This is a genomic window from Desulfamplus magnetovallimortis, from assembly GCF_900170035.1.
GTDB classification, from domain to species: domain Bacteria; phylum Desulfobacterota; class Desulfobacteria; order Desulfobacterales; family Desulfobacteraceae; genus Desulfamplus; species Desulfamplus magnetovallimortis.
On sequence record NZ_LT828542.1, the window covers coordinates 33933 to 50256 of the forward strand.

At 41.9% G+C, this 16324-nt stretch carries 9 protein-coding genes; all 9 read right to left on the reverse strand.

All coding sequences use genetic code 11. The features are described from left to right. A partial coding sequence (locus MTBBW1_RS28225; RefSeq protein ID WP_186441135.1) for a hypothetical protein occupies positions 1-475 on the reverse strand: 475 nt, incomplete at its 3' end. A 250-nt stretch (positions 476-725) separates the two neighbouring features. Beyond that, a complete protein-coding gene (locus MTBBW1_RS07030; protein ID WP_080801214.1) occupies positions 726-3317 on the reverse strand; it encodes a two-partner secretion domain-containing protein in 2592 nt (863 codons plus the stop codon). Between the two features lie 4 nt (positions 3318-3321). Beyond that, on the reverse strand, positions 3322-5184 hold the full coding sequence (locus MTBBW1_RS07035) for an NERD domain-containing protein/DEAD/DEAH box helicase (protein ID WP_080801216.1): 1863 nt from the start codon (positions 5182-5184) through the stop codon (positions 3322-3324). After that, entirely contained in the window at positions 5181-6977 is a 1797-nt protein-coding gene (locus tag MTBBW1_RS07040) for a hypothetical protein (protein WP_080801219.1), read from the reverse strand. Before MTBBW1_RS07040 ends, MTBBW1_RS07035 begins: the two co-directional genes overlap by 4 nt. Then, on the reverse strand, positions 6977-8119 hold the full coding sequence (locus tag MTBBW1_RS07045; RefSeq protein WP_080801221.1) for a DNA/RNA helicase domain-containing protein: 1143 nt from the start codon (positions 8117-8119) through the stop codon (positions 6977-6979). Before MTBBW1_RS07045 ends, MTBBW1_RS07040 begins: the two co-directional genes overlap by 1 nt. Before the next feature lie 27 nt (positions 8120-8146). Beyond that, on the reverse strand, positions 8147-10249 hold the full coding sequence (locus MTBBW1_RS07050; protein ID WP_080801224.1) for a DUF1998 domain-containing protein: 2103 nt from the start codon (positions 10247-10249) through the stop codon (positions 8147-8149). Positions 10250-10619: 370 nt separating this feature from the next. Continuing rightward, entirely contained in the window at positions 10620-13652 is a 3033-nt protein-coding gene (locus MTBBW1_RS07055) for a helicase-related protein (RefSeq protein WP_087881731.1), read from the reverse strand. A gap of 5 nt (positions 13653-13657) precedes the next feature. Then, the gene (locus MTBBW1_RS07060; protein WP_080801228.1) at positions 13658-14032 is read right to left on the reverse strand and encodes a hypothetical protein; all 375 of its coding nucleotides are present in this window, start codon (positions 14030-14032) and stop codon (positions 13658-13660) included. Between the two features lie 651 nt (positions 14033-14683). After that, the coding region (locus tag MTBBW1_RS07065; protein WP_186441136.1) for a hybrid sensor histidine kinase/response regulator at positions 14684-16324 on the reverse strand (1641 nt) is incomplete at its 5' end.

Sequence of the window (16324 nt, forward strand, 5' to 3'; positions counted from 1 at the left end):
AATAGGCGATTTTCCATACAAGGTCATTCAACCCAGCGGCTTTGTTCTCCTGTATGGCATCAATATCTTCAATCATAAGCTCTATACCGTTGGCTATGGCATAATCCTTCAACTGTTCCAATGGCAACAGCTTGCCAACAAAGGATGCTTTTCTCTCAATAAAGGATATGTACTGGGTTGCAAATGCACAGTAATAATCAATGGCAAACGTGGGATACCAGGTTTTATTTTCCGCAATATCAAAATAGAAGGGAATGACCTTCCCGTTTTCACTCCATAGTTTATTGAAAATACGCTGGATAAACGCGGTTTTGCCGCTTTTTCTGCGTGCAAGGATAACCCTTGATTTAGAAAGTTTTTTCGGAATATTGGCAATCCATTTGCCAAAGTTTTTAAACTCTTTTTCACGACCAACAAGAAGGTCGGGGTTGCCTATTTTTTCCTGAAGCGGGTACATAAGCCTGTCTGAAGTCATAACACTTACCTTAGTTTGAATAGATTAGCCCCTGAAGTAATCAATGTTTCTACATGATTAGAAGGCATGCTTCATTTCCCGATTTACACTTTTCAGAAAGATTTGCTCATTTTTCGGGATTGTTCCATGAAAAGTGGAAAATATATTTAAACAGGCATGATTGATTACGTATCAATCACCCCCAAATATAAAAATGATAGTCATTTTCACGGTAAAAGCATATGAAAAATGCCGATTAGGAATCTCTTTTTCAATCCGACACTGTTTCATCAAGGCGTTCCAGGCTCAAGGGAACCAGTGATGGATCTTCCGGTTGTTCCGGCAACCCACCTTTTCCTCCCTGGAGCAGGGAACTTTCATGACCGCTGCCAAGTTCCAGACATGGATCAGTTGACATAACGGTAGTGGCAATGAACTGAACCCCCATATTGGTAATGGAACTGCTGATGTCAATTTCAGTGGGAGTTTGCGGAATTTCACCAGGGTTTCCCTTGGGTGCTGCGGCCTGTATGACATTGTTATTTTGACCAGGCTCAAAAATCCTTCGTTCCAGACCTCCGATTTCAAGTTCCTGGGTTCTGTCAGTGATAACGCCGTTGACATTGATATCAATGGTGCCTCCGGTTGCGTTTTCTCCTTCTGTATTGGCTTGAATGAAACCGCTTTTCATGACAAGGTAATCTGCTGATTGGCCTTCGTTTATGCCTTGAATGGTTATTTTCCCACCGTTTCCGTTGCTTTTATTGACGGAGGTGGTGATAACGCTGTCATTGAGGAATATGTTTTTGCCATTGATGGTTATGGCTCCACCGTTGGCGTTGTCTGCTGATGTGCTTATAGTGCTGCTGTTTTTAACAAAGAGTTTGTCAGCATGGATAATGATACGGCTCGCCGGGACATTTCCGGTACTTGCTGAAGTTACTGTTGAATTTTTATCAAGGTAGAGTTTGTCAGAAGTTATTGTGATTGTTTTGTCAAGTTTAGGTATCTCAGCCAATTTTTCGTCCGAAAGTGTTTGCATTGCAGCAATGGTAATCTGACTATTGTTCAGAAGTGTTATGGAATCTGCTTTAATTGAGACACTGCCGGCATAGCCTGAGGTTTCTGAAAATGCGGCACTGCTGATATCGCTTGAGTCAAGGGCGAGTTCAGAAGCAGTGACGATTACGTTGCCAGCATCGCCTTTTGACAGTGTTGAACTTCCGATCGAAGCGCCATTTATAAGTTTAATCAAACCGGATACTTTTATTATCACACTGCCGGCATTGCCTTTGGAAGAGGGGTTGCTAACGCTTCCGATACCTGATCCGCTGCCATTGCCATCAATTGTCAACTCTTCTGCGTTAACAATCACACTGCCGGCATTACCTTCGGAAAATGATTCGGCATTACTTGCAATGCCGGTATATGAGTTATTGCTGCGGGATTTAATTTTCAATTCACCGGCATTGACAATCAGTTCGCCGGCATTGCCTTTTGATACAGTAGATGTTGAAATACCACCAAAAAAGGAATTAATACTGACCAGACCAGGGACTGTTATTTCCACTGTTCCGGCATTCCCTTCAGACAAGGTAATACTTCCAATGACAGGATATATTTCTCCCCCCTGGTCATCCATTATCAGATCGCCTGCATGGATAGTTATATCACCTCCTTTCCCCACTTTTGAGGATGTAGAGGTTGAGATAACCGCACCATTAAGTATCTGCATCAAACCGGACACTGCAATGACTACTTCTCCGGCATTACCTCCGAAATCAGAATAGGCAATGCTCTTTATGCCTTTCATGTCTCCTGTGCTGTCAATGTTAAGTTTGCCTGCATTGACTATGACACGGCCAGCATCACCTTTTGACCATGTAGAACTTGAAATTCCTGTGGGGTTCATGGGTAATGTCTGTCCGTTTATTGTAATAGTTAATGTCTCTTCAGAGACAGGTGTTGCTATATTTTTAATATCAAGTAGTCCGTTAATAATAATTTCAATACCTTGCAAAGCTTCATTATTGCCCGTATTATCCGATGCTATATCAGAATCTTTAATAAAAGCATTTCCAGCCTGAATCAGGATATTTCCACCACCATTACCACTAACAACAATTTTTGCAAAATCCATAAGAATATCGCCACTTGCGTCAACATCTGCTGAACTTTCCAGTGAAACATTTCCTGGAGTGTTGCCCATTGCAGTTAGATGAATATCCCCTTTTTCACATAAAAGAGCAGGAAGATCATCTTCAGCGGGTTGAATGATGATATCCCCACTGCTAATGGAGATACTGCTTTCAGGTACAAATTCCAGCACACTGCCGTTGATCTCAATGGTTACAGATTTTGCCCCTGAGAACCCGAAGGACTCCGGTGCAGCCTGGGTCAAGGTGCTTGTTGCCGGCAATGTGGCACTTAAGATTCTGCCATCATCAAAAATCAGTTCATCAGCAGTACTGACATGAAATGCCGCCGGAACATCAACTGTTGCATGGGGACCAAAGACAACCCCACTGGGGTTTATGAAGAAGAAATCCGCATCTCCCACAGTTGAGCGAAGTAGCCCGTCAATGGTAGAAATTTCTCCCCCTGTCACACGTGAGATGACGTTGTTTATACTGTCGGAACCGGTAAAGGTGGCACTCTGATTTTCGGATATACTAAAAGTTTTGAAACTGTGAAAAAGATTCCGGCCAGATACGGTGCCCAAGTTGTCGGGAATGGTAAAATCAGGGCCTGTAAGTGTCAGAGCCGGGCCAACACTGCCATCGGTTGCAATATCAGCAAAGACAACTTCAAAAGAAACTGCAAAAATTATAAGAAAAAGAAGCCATATGTTTTGCCAATTCATTATATTATCTCTCTTTTTTACACCAGAGCAGGCATAAAAAATGTCTGGCTCTGCTCATGGCGAGATAGTGATTTGTTTTACTTTCAACATCACATAAAGCTTCAGGATGCTCAAGATCAATAACGATAATTGCATCGTTTTCCAGGCCCCTGAATTTTTTTATACGTGCAAAAGAAATTGCTGATGGTGGAAAATATCTAACAGAAAAGTCATCAAGCCTTACAATCATCCTTTTGGTCTTTTCAGATACACCTGATATGCTTGACCTGTAATAGCCAAATGGGGAAAGTATTGTAATTGAAGCCGGTGGAATGCCAAGAGCCAGCATATCTTCAATCCTGCTTTCAATGGCATTGCAGTAATCTGCCCCGATCTTTACTGTTGTCTCAAAGATTTCCGGACATTTTTCGATACTATAAGCTCTTAGATTCATCCTGGATATTTTATGTACCTTTTTTATAATTGAAGCAGTACTTCTGAAGTTTCTGCCGAACTCAAACCTTGCAGGTTTAAAAAGTCTCACTATTTCGGAAAGCAACTTTTTTGCTGATAACCCCGTAGATGGAGAAAATTGATTGAGATCATAAAAAAAATACCACTCTCCTTTTTCAAGGCCCCCTTTGAGAATAACATCAAACTTTTTCATATTCAGGTCATTAAAAATATCATGCCCTTCATCCACAATCAAAACGTCAAATTGATAAATTCCGGCTCGTCTCATATCAAGACTCAAGCTATCAATGGTGGATATGCTCACACATTCGTTGACAATTCCTGCTTCAAGAAATCGTTTCAACCATATTGATTTACAGAGAAAGAGAACAAGTTTATTCTGGTTTGAAAAAATTTTTGTCAATTCAACGGCCAGAAAGGTTTTGCCTGTTCCAGCTCCGCCGGAACACAATATCCTGGTATTTTTAGAAATCATATTCAGACAGCAAGAGAGGTCTTCTGTTGTTATCTGCCATTCTTCTGATGTACCCTCTCCTTCTTCTGTTGTTATCTGCCATTCTTCTGATCTACCCTCTCCTTCTCCAGTTGTACCTTGCCCTTTTTCCAAAATTATCTCATCTTCTTTAGTTCCCCCCTGACCTTTTTGTACCAGAGCCAAACGGGAAGAATAGAAGGTTTCAACCGATTGAAAAGATTGAAAATCAGGTCTTAAAAACTGCTTTAGGGCAATAACATGCTCTGGGGAAAGAAGATGATGATTACCAGGTCTTGCAATCCAATATCTAAAAAGGCCAGCCAACCATGATTCAAAATTTTTCATATTCCTTCTGTCGCAAATAATACGATGATCCCACTCCGCACTATTTTGTGACCACTCAACATCTGGAAATATAACACCATACCCTGTTAAAACCCTAAACTCTTTTAAATTAGCCCTGTTTTCAATATTGTTTTCTATTGCATGAAAATTCTTGTTTTCTATTGCATGAAGATTCTTGTTTTCTATTGCATGAAGATTCTTGTTTTCTATTACATGAAGATTCTTGTTTTCTATCACATGAAGATTCTTGTTTTCTATTGCATGAAGAATACTTTTTTCTATTGCATGAATGGCCAATTCAGCCTGCCTGAAGGGATTTTGAATACGATATCTTTCACCGGCTCTGTCCACTGTGTACCATAGGGCATCCTCAACACAAACTCCCCCACCCTTTACTTCAAGGACAAAAATCCCTGATTCACAGAGAATCACAAAATCGGCTTCACCAAATTTTTTAGTATCATGTACCTTCAGGTTGAAAGAGTGAAAGGCAATGCAGGCTTCATCATTGACAAAAGATTCTCTTAACTTGTCAAATACCCTGTATTCTGCCCTGCTTCCAGTCATGTAGGGTGAATCAGGAATCATTCTCATTGAGTTGCTTTCCTGTATCTTGCAAGATATTTTTCGTATGATTCAAGTTTGCACTTTAATATCTTATGAAAATATTCTCTCTCCATAAGTTCTATAGTAAGTTGCGGAATGCCTTTAAGGATCAATGACGATCCACTATTTGCAACTTTAAGTTCATGTTCGCCTTTTGGAAGATTTATAATAGTCTGAAAACAATCCTCGATTTTTGATGTTACAGCAAACCACTCCTTAAATCTCTCATTTTTCATCATATCCATTAAAGTCGGAGGGACTTGGGGTGCTTCAAATTCCATATCGCTTTTCATTTTTGAATGGGCATAAACCGCCATTTTATATGAGATGAAATCTTGCAACCCATCGAATTGCCTTAGAAATGGCGGGGACTTTATGAATTTATCCCGTATGCCAAAGAGCATTGCAAACTGCAAAACGAGTTTTTCGTCAATTATTTTCTGTTCAAGAAGATCACTGCTGAAGTTGTAGTCAATCAAAGCATCACTGCTTTCCCTGAGAAAAAGCATCAGCAATACTTTTTCCAAAGGTGTTTTTGCATCTCTAAATTGCTCTGAAACGCTTTTATCCACAATTTTTTCAAAATTCCCAAGCGTGGCTGTGAGAGATTGTACCCTTGATCTACTTTTTTCGTCCCATCTGTCCGATTCCAGAAATATTATCATATCTTCTTTAAAATTTTCAAAGCTTTGGCTCCGGATGGCAGTTGTGACAAGCCCATGATAGATCTTCTCACCCGGAGACAATGCTCCCATGTCAGCATGGGTGTCTCTGAAATAGTTGAGAATAAATTCAATTCCCTTTTCCATGGATTTCTTGATCTTTTCTGAACCTTGGACATTGTCTGAACCCTGAACATTTCCCGAACCCTGAACATATCCTGACCCACAGACACTTCCTAAACCCTGAATATCTTCTGAATCCTGAACATCTCCTGAACCCTTAATTATGTGATAAACAGCGTTGCTTAAAGTGCCGTTTTTTGCAAAATAGAATAAATTCAAAAGCAAGCCGCCAAAGGCAAAAACTCTTTTGTAATCATCAACGCCATACCTTTGAAAACCATTATGGAGATACCCATTGTCATCAAAGGTTGTTTCGGACAAATGTTGAGGATCTGAGGAATCGGAAGAGAAATTTTTTCTGGTAAAGGAACCCTGGAACAAATTTTGATCACTAACAGAAGATTCAAACAAATCTTGATTAACGCTTAAGTTTTCAAAGTTTTTTTTATTAATATTGCTATCTTTAAAAAGCTTTTCATCTGAACCCATACCATGGAAAAGCAACTGATCTATCTTTGCTGATTTGAGATTCAATCCATTCAGTATGACATTACTTCTATTTTTAATATCATTTTTAAACTGTATCAAATCCTCATTGTTTTGAAATAAAAGTGAAGAAAAACAGGATAATGGAAGCGGTGCAGGAAGATAAATAGAATCAATGCCTTTTGTATGGAGACCAACAACATCCTCTACTCTTATGTCAATCCAGTTACTGTTCTTAAAAGTTTTTGCTGTTCCTTTTACTCCACCCAGGTTTAACTCAACAATACAGGGGGTGAGATTTTGCCTCTCACTTATGCATTTATCCAGAATTTCCAGAGGAACGCTGTTTTTAAATACGGGAATCCATCCGGGTTTAAGTTCAAGGGCATCAATATAATATTTCTGAAAGCCATCAGGGGATGTCAGCAGTCCCTGGGCGATTATCATCCTTATATTGTTTGTATTTGTCGGAAAAAACCATCTGATTTTTTGTTTTTTTCTATCCACCATTATGCAACTGTTTCCCTTTTCAATATCTTTTCATCATCAGGAAGAATCCGGTTAACTCCGCCGTTGTAGCCCTTGCTTTTGAAAAGCACCAGTTTCTTCATTGCCCTTGAACTCATCACATAAAATCTCTTTTTCATGGCATCAATATCATTATTGTAAATCTGAAACCCGTCAATGATAATAAAAACAATATCAAATTCCAGCCCTTTGATGGATTTGTCGTTAAGAACAACTATGCCGCCCTCACTGAAATCAATATTGACCTGTTTCTTATCCTTGCTGGAATAGGTCGATACAAGGGGATGGGGGTTATCAAGGTCAATATCAATTGAGGCCAGGGCACCGGCAAAACGATCTCTTTGACTATCATTTGCCACAACAACACCGATGAGATTCCTGTCATCCTTGTCCGCTTCTCTTAGCATCATTCTGACAATGGTGGTGAAATCTTCATATTCGTAGAGAACAGGCACTCCAAGTGATGATCTTGATTCAGGGGGAAGTTCCGGAAGAGGGCTTGCAGGGTCGGTAAAAAAATGGCTGGCAAATAGTGCCACCGGGTGAGAATTTCTGAAGTTCTCCTTAAGCTCAATCACATCATTTACATCAAGTCCCAGAATATTGGCAAGCTCCTGCCGGCTTGAGTGGTCGTCTGTTATCTGTTGATTCTGGTCAGCCACAACAAAAAAGTTCTGATATCCCGCATACATAAGCGCCTCATAAAATTTTACGGGCATATCCTGCCCCTCATCAATGATTAAATGAAGGGATCGGGGCGCCATGTTCAGAGATTCAAATTTTGTTTTTATTTTGTCGTAGTCCGGCTTGTAAGGCTCTTTTTCTGGCACACTCTCTTTGGCAAAATGCCCGTACATTTTGTAAAACCATGATTTTATTGTCCAGCTCTTAAGTGGAGTATCCACAAGCTGTTTTGTTGCCATATTCAATACATGGTTGTATGTGAGGAAAATATAGTCGTCATTTCCATGATACTTCATTGCCCTGAGAAGCGCCACAACTGATTTTCCTGTACCGGGGCCTCCCACAACCAGAAACGGACCATCTTCCGGCAGGTCATAAATCCTGTCCTGATCCTTGTTCAACTCCTCTTCACCAGGAAGCTTGAATGTTCTTTTTCCCATCACTCTCCCTCATCACTCAAGAGTGTGTTAATGATTTCGAGAAGTTGTAACTGACTGCCCCATAACAAAATCCAGGAAATCCGGAATGCCAAGATGGCGGTTACCACTAATGAAAACCCTGTCCAGAAAGATATTTCCATACTGGCAGGCAGGTTCAGGTATCAGGGAACAGGCGTGGCAGGCTGCACGATTGAGCCATCCCGGCCCCTGGCCTTCGTGCTCGGTGCAGACAGGATCAAGGGAGCACCATCTGGCATGTTTGAATGCTCCGTCCAGAAGAGTCAGAAATGATTTGGGCCTGGCACTTTCGATAATCCCTCCAAGGGAACCCACAATATCCGCAACTGCCGTGTAGATGAGAATTCCTGCCATCTTTCTGTCCACAGAAGAGTAAATACGCTCCTTCAGGGATGCTGCCGGATATCCTGAAGTTACCTCCAGTTCCCGAATCAGCAGGTGTGAAAGCGTATGCAGAAATAAAAATCTCGGGTTTATGATAATATCCTGAAAAATGGAGACTCCGGATTTTTCATATCTTACGGCAATCTCTTCAGCTCTTTTTTTGACACCATCAAGTTTTTCCCATGCAGATATTATTTTTTCGTCAAATGAGAAAAAAACCCCCTCTCCAAAAAGCTCTATTGCTGGAAGCCAGTCAGACTCTCCTACAATATCCGGAGGTACCAGTATGGTACCCCCGGGCAGGGATGGAGCCTTACCGAAACTGTTTCCCATACCGGAATTGTTATCCATACTGGAATTGTTGCCCATACTGGAACTGTTGCCCATACTGGAATTGTTGACCATACTGGAATTGTTGACCATACTGGAACTGTTGCCCATACCGGTATTGTTACCCATACTGGAATTGTTGACCATACCGGTATTGTTACCCATACTGGAATCGTTCTCCACACCGGAATTGTTATCCATAGGGTGAGGAATCCCCCCATCCTCTCCATATAGACGGGAAAAGCCCTTGAACACCTGAATTTCCCGAACTCTTCTGACAATCACATGATGCTCCACCGACCTTATTACTGCCGGAAGATCATCTGACAGATTCAGCTTTTCAAGTTTATTCCACTCATCTGTCACATGACAAGTTACAAAATCCTCATCATCCCTCATCTCCTCAAGGGGGGTCAGAAACGCCTTGTATTCATCTTCAAAAAGCTCACCAACTGTAATTGTTTCGCCCAAAAAGGGATATCCGGCATCTATCTTTCTTAAGGCTTCATTGATCTCTTCAACACTGCATCTGAAGCGGGTTGCAAGGGTTCTCAGCCTGCCGTTCTTAATCAACGGAATTCTGATACTGTTGATTTCCCTGCAAAGCTTTGAATTATTATAAAGTTTGTCAACAATGCCTGACTTGCCTACCCTTGATTCAGGGGGAATAACAAGGGCTGTTTCCGACTTCGGGGAATATAGACGAGGGTCATTTACTTCAAAAATCCCCCCAAAATGACCTTCATCTGCCCCTGGAAATGCATCAAATATCCAGGGCTGGTACTTGCTGACAGGAGATTTTGGATATCCATTTATTCCATAAAGATTGGATTGCCCGCATTGATCGCATGTAACTATCTTTCTGCCGTTTCTGTCCATGCCAAGTTTCAGGTAAGAGGCATCATAATCTTGTCTGCAATGATTTTTTGCATTTTCATGACAGACATAATGCCAGGGCACATCATCCAGATGGCCATGACTGTTCGCAACGCACCATGTAACCTGTTCCAGAACTCCTGAACAGTGCTCACAAAAAACCTTTTCCCTGAATTTTTTTTCCTGTCTCTTCCAGGGGTTCCTGTGCAGATAGCCGCATCTCCTGCAAACAGTCCAGGTGGGGAATATAACGGCAGGCAGATAACTTCCTGTCAGAATGCCTGCATCATTCTCACTTGCTGTCGGGGGTTTTCTCAACTCCTTGTTAATACCAAGCGCCATGGAGACCCTGGTGACATAAGGTATTATTTCCGCAGATATATTCTGATTTCTGTCTCTCCAGTATCGGGTATCTACAACAGCCATCAGCCTGTCTTCCGCCCCCCTTACAATGGAGCCTATACCGGCATAAGAGGTTAAATGCGAAAACCTGACCGGAGTATAGATTTGTCTCTTTTTCATAATATCATTTCACATCAGCTCCCCTGAATAAGGGGAAGGTCTATCAGTTTTATACTCAAAGGCGACACCTATGACCTTTTGAGCCTTGTCAATAGTGTCTGAATCAGGATACCCAAGATTAACAGGATAAGGCAGGATTAGCTATCTTGAACATCCTTCTCATCCTGGTTATCCTGATTCAGACAAATTCAATAACTTCTGAATAAGAAATAAAATGTCGATTTTAAGGAACAGGGTCTAAATAACTTGCTCATTAACCTCACCCCCCAGCCCCCTCTCCATGAATGGAGAGGGGGAGTTCGGGTAAGTTAATTAAACCCTATTACTAAGCATATATTACACACAACCTGTTTTCAGCCACACATGCGATTTACTGCTGTTCCCTTCTCACCTTGCCAAACAGTTTGACAAGGGCTGAATTTTCAACGTTTCTCATGGATTGAAGCGTTGGCCACAGGCCATTTTCCTCATTGAAATTACAGATCAGGTTGTCAAAACTTCTGTCCTTTGAATTAAATACCAGTTTTATGCGGTTTGCACGGCAATAATCAGCTCTTTCCCTCCAGCCATCAACAAGTTCATCAATATGTAAATGAACCCTCTCAATCTCTTCCTGACCGTAATGAACAGCAACAGCACAGCGCCGCTTCATCTCCTTTATCACTTTTCTTACTGCCTGATTGTCCCTGTCAAACTCCCCTGCCGAGTCATTTGTCAAAAGGCCGATATTTCCGTATCGCAACGCAATTATCAGTGCAGCATGAAGAGCTCGTGACCTTGCCTGATAGGTGAATGGAGTCAAACTTGAGGGTTCAACAAATCGGTAGAATGCATCGTGATATGATCTGAAATTTTCATAATGGGAGAGACTTCTTGCCTGTGTTTTATAATAATTGACAAAAACAATCCCCGGGGTTTCACCACGTCCCACCCTGCTGCTTGCCTGAATATACTCGGCAGTTGTCAGGGGCTGCCCGTTGATGATCATCATAGCAAGCCTTGATACATCAAGTCCCACCGAGATCATGTTGGTTGCAAGAGCCACATCCACTGCACCACTTTCCCCTCGGCCCTTTTCAAGTGCCATAAATACCTGATTGTTCTCCACAGCACTCTGATTGCTTGTCAGAACATTGACATTCAAGTCCCTTAACGGATATTTTTCAACTATACCTTTTACTTCAACATCTGCAACCCTATTAAAATCATCAATGGTGACAAGTTTTTTATCATCTGTAAACCCTGGAAAAAACTTCTCTATTTCATTTTTTAAATTCTCAACCGTCACTCTTTCCAGTAAATAAGGAATCCCACTTTGATACAGAGTTCTGCTGTTTCCCACCCCTTTCAGACTTCCATGATAGACAATCTGTGTCCACCATCTGTCCATATGGGCTTCCATATCCCCGAAAACCTCAATGGGAGCAGAGAGAAGAATGGCAGCCAGAGGTTCAAGACAACGTTGTCTGCTGAGAAGAGGGGCAAGATATCCCACATATAAACGCCCCGGCTTTTCATTAAGAGGTACGCTTTTTGCGAAATATGAATCATCACACCGGATGCCCGAAGGCGGAAAAACAGCTACATCCCTTCCAAAAAGTGTCCGGATCTGCTGCTTTGCATTTTTGATGGTAGCCGTTGAGGCAATATATTTGCTTCTCATTCCCCTTGTTATCAATACAGTGTCTATTGCAACCTCATAAAGTCCCACAATGGAACCAAGTGCGTTGGATATAAGGTGAAGTTCATCCTGAACGATCAGTTCCGGCGGCCTATTGCCGTTGAGACCAAAAAAAGCTGCTGCCCGCTCCTCCCAGGTCAATCTTGCAAATTTATCCACTGTGGCGATGAGAAGTGTGGGAGGATTCTGATATAATGCTTCATCTACAATGTTACATGGCAGTAAATTTTTGGGATTTTTGCCAAAATCACACAGAGGATTTGTGCATGTAAAATGGAATCTGTCATTCCCTGCAATATAATTCTTTTTTGAGAAGGGCGCATCACACCAGGGGCAACTGCTGATGACAAGTTTGTTGAATTGCCCATCCTCAGCCATCTTTACTGCCTGATAATATGTATTGGGAGATGTGGCACCACCAACCCACAAGCCTGTGGAAAAGGGTTCTCTTCCAAAAAGTTCCCCATTTTCCCGCCGTATCAGCTCCAGTGCCGAAATCACTTTGTTTGCTCTTATAAACTGCTGGGATGTAAGCAGCCTCAATGTGTATCGCATGATTGCAACAGTTCCGCCATAACTTGCTGGATATGCCAACCGCCGATAGATAAACAAAAAGGCCATCACCCCAAGATAGGCCTCTGTCTTTCCGCCACCTGTGGGAAACCAGATAAGATCCAGCGTGTCCCTGTATTGGCTCTCCTCATTTACGACAGATTCCAGAACCATCAGGATAAAGGCCAACTGAAAGGGTCTCCATCTGTATTGCGACTCCTTTTTCTCAATACCTCTGTTGCGATCATTTGATATCCATTGCAGAAGCATGGCTCTGTTCATTGTGGCAAATGCGATCCTTGCATTGCGGCTCTTTTGCAAAAGTTCGACACCCCTCCGCATTCTGTTATGGGCAAGATGCTGTTTTTCGATTATGGATTGGGCTGTTTTTTTATCTTCCTCATCATCTTCATGAGCGGCTCTGCGGCTCTGCGCCTCAATCCATCCGGCATAATTACTGACAAAAAGAGTCAAGCTGTGAAGAATTTCATGGTGTTTTTCCCCTTCGCACATCTTTAAAAATGCAAAGATCAATGGAGTATCATCGCCGCTGCCTGTGCTTGCAGTAAGCTGGGGCACCTCCACCGTGGGAATAAAATCAACCTTTATCTCCATTTTCCCCTGCTTATTGAAAGCCCAGTCAGCAGCCGCACCATGTCCCACTGCATAGATGTGTAAATCTTTGTACCTTAATGCGACCTCCTTCTCTTCATCCGTTAAAAACGCCCTGTTTTTTGAAGGATATATCCCAACCTGGCCGGATTCCACAATTGCGTGCAGCACCACATTAAAGAGGGTTTTCTCATTTTGTTCCTCAATAAATTCCTTACCGTTTTTTTCATCGTCGATATTCTGGTTGTTTGACATGGTGATGGTGACGATATAACCTGTTCTATATCTTCTCCACAAAGCGTCAATTCTTGCTTTTCCATTAAAAACAATATGTTGCACCTGGCTTTCCGGTGAAAATTCCACCTCCACTCCACCATCGGAAAGTGGGATTTTTTCCCATTGCCTGGGAAGAAATTGCCCTCTATCGTCTCTCTCCTGCTCCGGAATCTTTTTATAACAGACAGCATCATAATAGACCCGTAAAAGAATATGCTCCCCTGTAATAAAAAAAGAGAAACCGGCAGATGACGGGGGAATGTATCTTTTTCCCTTTTTCACCTGCTTCAGCCCCTCTTTTTTATTTCTGAATCTCCGTCAATATAATCGTCCTCATCAATATGATCGTCTCCGTCAATATAACCGTCTCCGTCAATATGATCGTCTCCGTCAATATGATCGTCTTCATCAATATGACCGTCTCCGCCGGTATAACCGTCCCCACCAATATGAGCATCTCCGTCAATATAGTTGTCATCAGCGGCATCCAGACTGTTCTGGTTCCTTATAATTGGAAAAAGAAAACCGGTAAAGCATCTGTCCAATGGCCTTTGGATCGTCAGAATCTCTCTATTGCCATGGGATTTCAATATTAATCCTGATCCGGTCAATGCTTTTTTTGTGTAATCTACAATCTTTTTTCTTGCACTCTTGATATCCAATGAACTTTTTTCCTTAACACAATTCAAAAGTTGCGCATTAGTGACTAAACGATAATATTCACCTTGTTTACCAAGGTTATGTAGAGTTGTAAATATTTCTTTATATTCCGGATTCAATGAGGGGGGCTTGAGTCGGGTGAGTTGTGAGGGAATTAAAAAGTGCAAGGCGTTTTCTAACCGGCAATATCTAACCTTCTCAAAATCGACATCTTATTGCTTTTTTCCAGTTACTGAATTTGTCTGAATCAGGATAACCAGGATAAAAAAGATGTTCAGGATAGATAATCCTGCCTTATCTTTTCAAAATCGACACCTTGTTGGACTTTTTGGCATTTCTTGAATTTGTCTGAATCAGGATAACCAGGACTTACAGGATGCTCAGGATTTTTATCCTGTAAATCCTGAGCATCCTGGGCATCCTGATTCAGACAGTATTGACAAGGCTCAAAAGCTCATAGGTGTCGCTTTTGAGTATCTTTATTAATCTTGGGAATCCTGATTCAGACAGTATTAAAAAGGCTCAAGAGGTTATAGGTGTCGATTTTGAGAACCTTGAAACAACAATAGTGAGAAGGTGAGAATCAAAAATAGAGAAGCTTAAGACAACACCATTGCCAAGCTCCCCTATCCATGAATGTTGGGGTGGGATAACTACTGCTTTGGTATCAACGACTCTCTTCGTGGTCTTTCCTTATCCAGAATCCTGTGTATCATTGATGCCAAATCTGCCTTGTTAAAAGGCTTTACTAAAATACCGTTTGCACCGGCAGTCTCAATCTCGTCACCGTCAGAGAAAGTGTTTCCGGTACAGATGATCACAGGAAGATCAGGGCGAATGGCGGTTAACTCAAGGGCAAGTCTGTCGCCTGTCATGTCAGGCATTGTAAAGTCAGTCAGTATAAGATCAAATCCTTCAGGCTCCTCTTTAAAAACCTCAAGGGCTTTCAGGGGTGTATCACAGGCAGTTACCTGATAGCCAAGGCTTTCAAGCAGGCGTATCTCCATCTGAAGTACAGCCTTGTTGTCATCAACAATCAGTACTCTTTCCGTTCCTCCCTGAATTAATTTTCTGACCTTCTGCACTGGATATTTTTTCGATGCTTCATGTTTAAAATCAGCAGTCGGCAAATAGACATATACATCTGTACCACTTCCCTCTCTGCTTTCAATTTTAATTTTCCCTCTGCACAACTCAACAATTCCATGCACCACAGACAGACCCAGCCCTGTGCCTTTTCCCTGGGATTTGGTTGTAAAATAGGGTTGAAAAACCTTGTCTAAAAGATCACCGGAAATTCCTTTTCCTGTATCAGAAACCTTCAGTAAAAGATATTCACCATTGACAAGATCAGGAAAATTATTGCCATCTGAAATGGTTATCTGCTCCAGGGTAACGGTAAGAGTGCCGCCATTCTCTTCCATTGCATGGTAGGCATTGGTTGCAAGATTCATAACTATCTGGTGAATCTGGGTGGGATTAGCTACTACAGGGTCACATTCAGAAGAAATTGAGTGGTCAATTCTTATGGTGGCAGGTAGAGAAAAAGCAAGAAGTTTGAGTGATTCCTTAACAATGGAGTGTACAGTCAAAGGCTCCATGCTTTCATCTCCCTTGCGGCTGAAAGTAAGAATCTGGGCAACAAGCTCCTTTGCCCTTTTTCCTGCCTTGTATATCTCATGGAGAAACTCTTGCTGAGCTGAATCATCGGAAACAATATCTATCAACATCTCCGTATATCCCATAATCGGCACCAGGATATTATTGAAATCATGTGCAATACCACCGGCAAGGGTACCGATGGCTTCCATCTTGCTGGTTTGTTGAAGAGAGCTTTCAAGCTGTTTCATTTCAGTTATATCCCTGAATATGGTCAAAGATGAGACAATCCCGTCCCTCTTAAACACAGGAGAACTTGAAACATGATAAAATCGCCCGTTTCTCGGGCTTTTAATTTCAACAACGGCATGACACCCACGCACAACCTTTTCATGTATGCACCATGGACACTTTTCATCAAGGAAATGGAGAGCCTTGTGGCAATGAAGGCCTGTAGCATCCTGCTCCGCAATCTCCATCATGGCCGGATTCATATACTCTATCCGGTAATCAGAGGAACAGATACACACAGGATCTGTCATAGCCTCCATCATACCCCTGTATTTATCTTCACTGTGAACCAGAGCCTCCTTTATCTTCTGCTGCTCTGTAAGATCGTATGCAATACAGAGCAATCCTCTGACATGACCATCTTCATCCCTGTATGGATAGTAGTTGAATCCCATATAGGAACA

Coding starts and splice junctions, on each gene's coding strand:
- MTBBW1_RS07030 (WP_080801214.1), bottom strand. CDS start 3,317: ATGAATTGGCAAAACATATGGCTTCTTTTTCTTATAATTTTTGCAGTT.
- MTBBW1_RS07035 (WP_080801216.1), bottom strand. CDS start 5,184: ATGAGAATGATTCCTGATTCACCCTACATGACTGGAAGCAGGGCAGAA.
- MTBBW1_RS07040 (WP_080801219.1), bottom strand. CDS start 6,977: ATGGTGGATAGAAAAAAACAAAAAATCAGATGGTTTTTTCCGACAAAT.
- MTBBW1_RS07045 (WP_080801221.1), bottom strand. CDS start 8,119: ATGGGAAAAAGAACATTCAAGCTTCCTGGTGAAGAGGAGTTGAACAAG.
- MTBBW1_RS07050 (WP_080801224.1), bottom strand. CDS start 10,249: ATGAAAAAGAGACAAATCTATACTCCGGTCAGGTTTTCGCATTTAACC.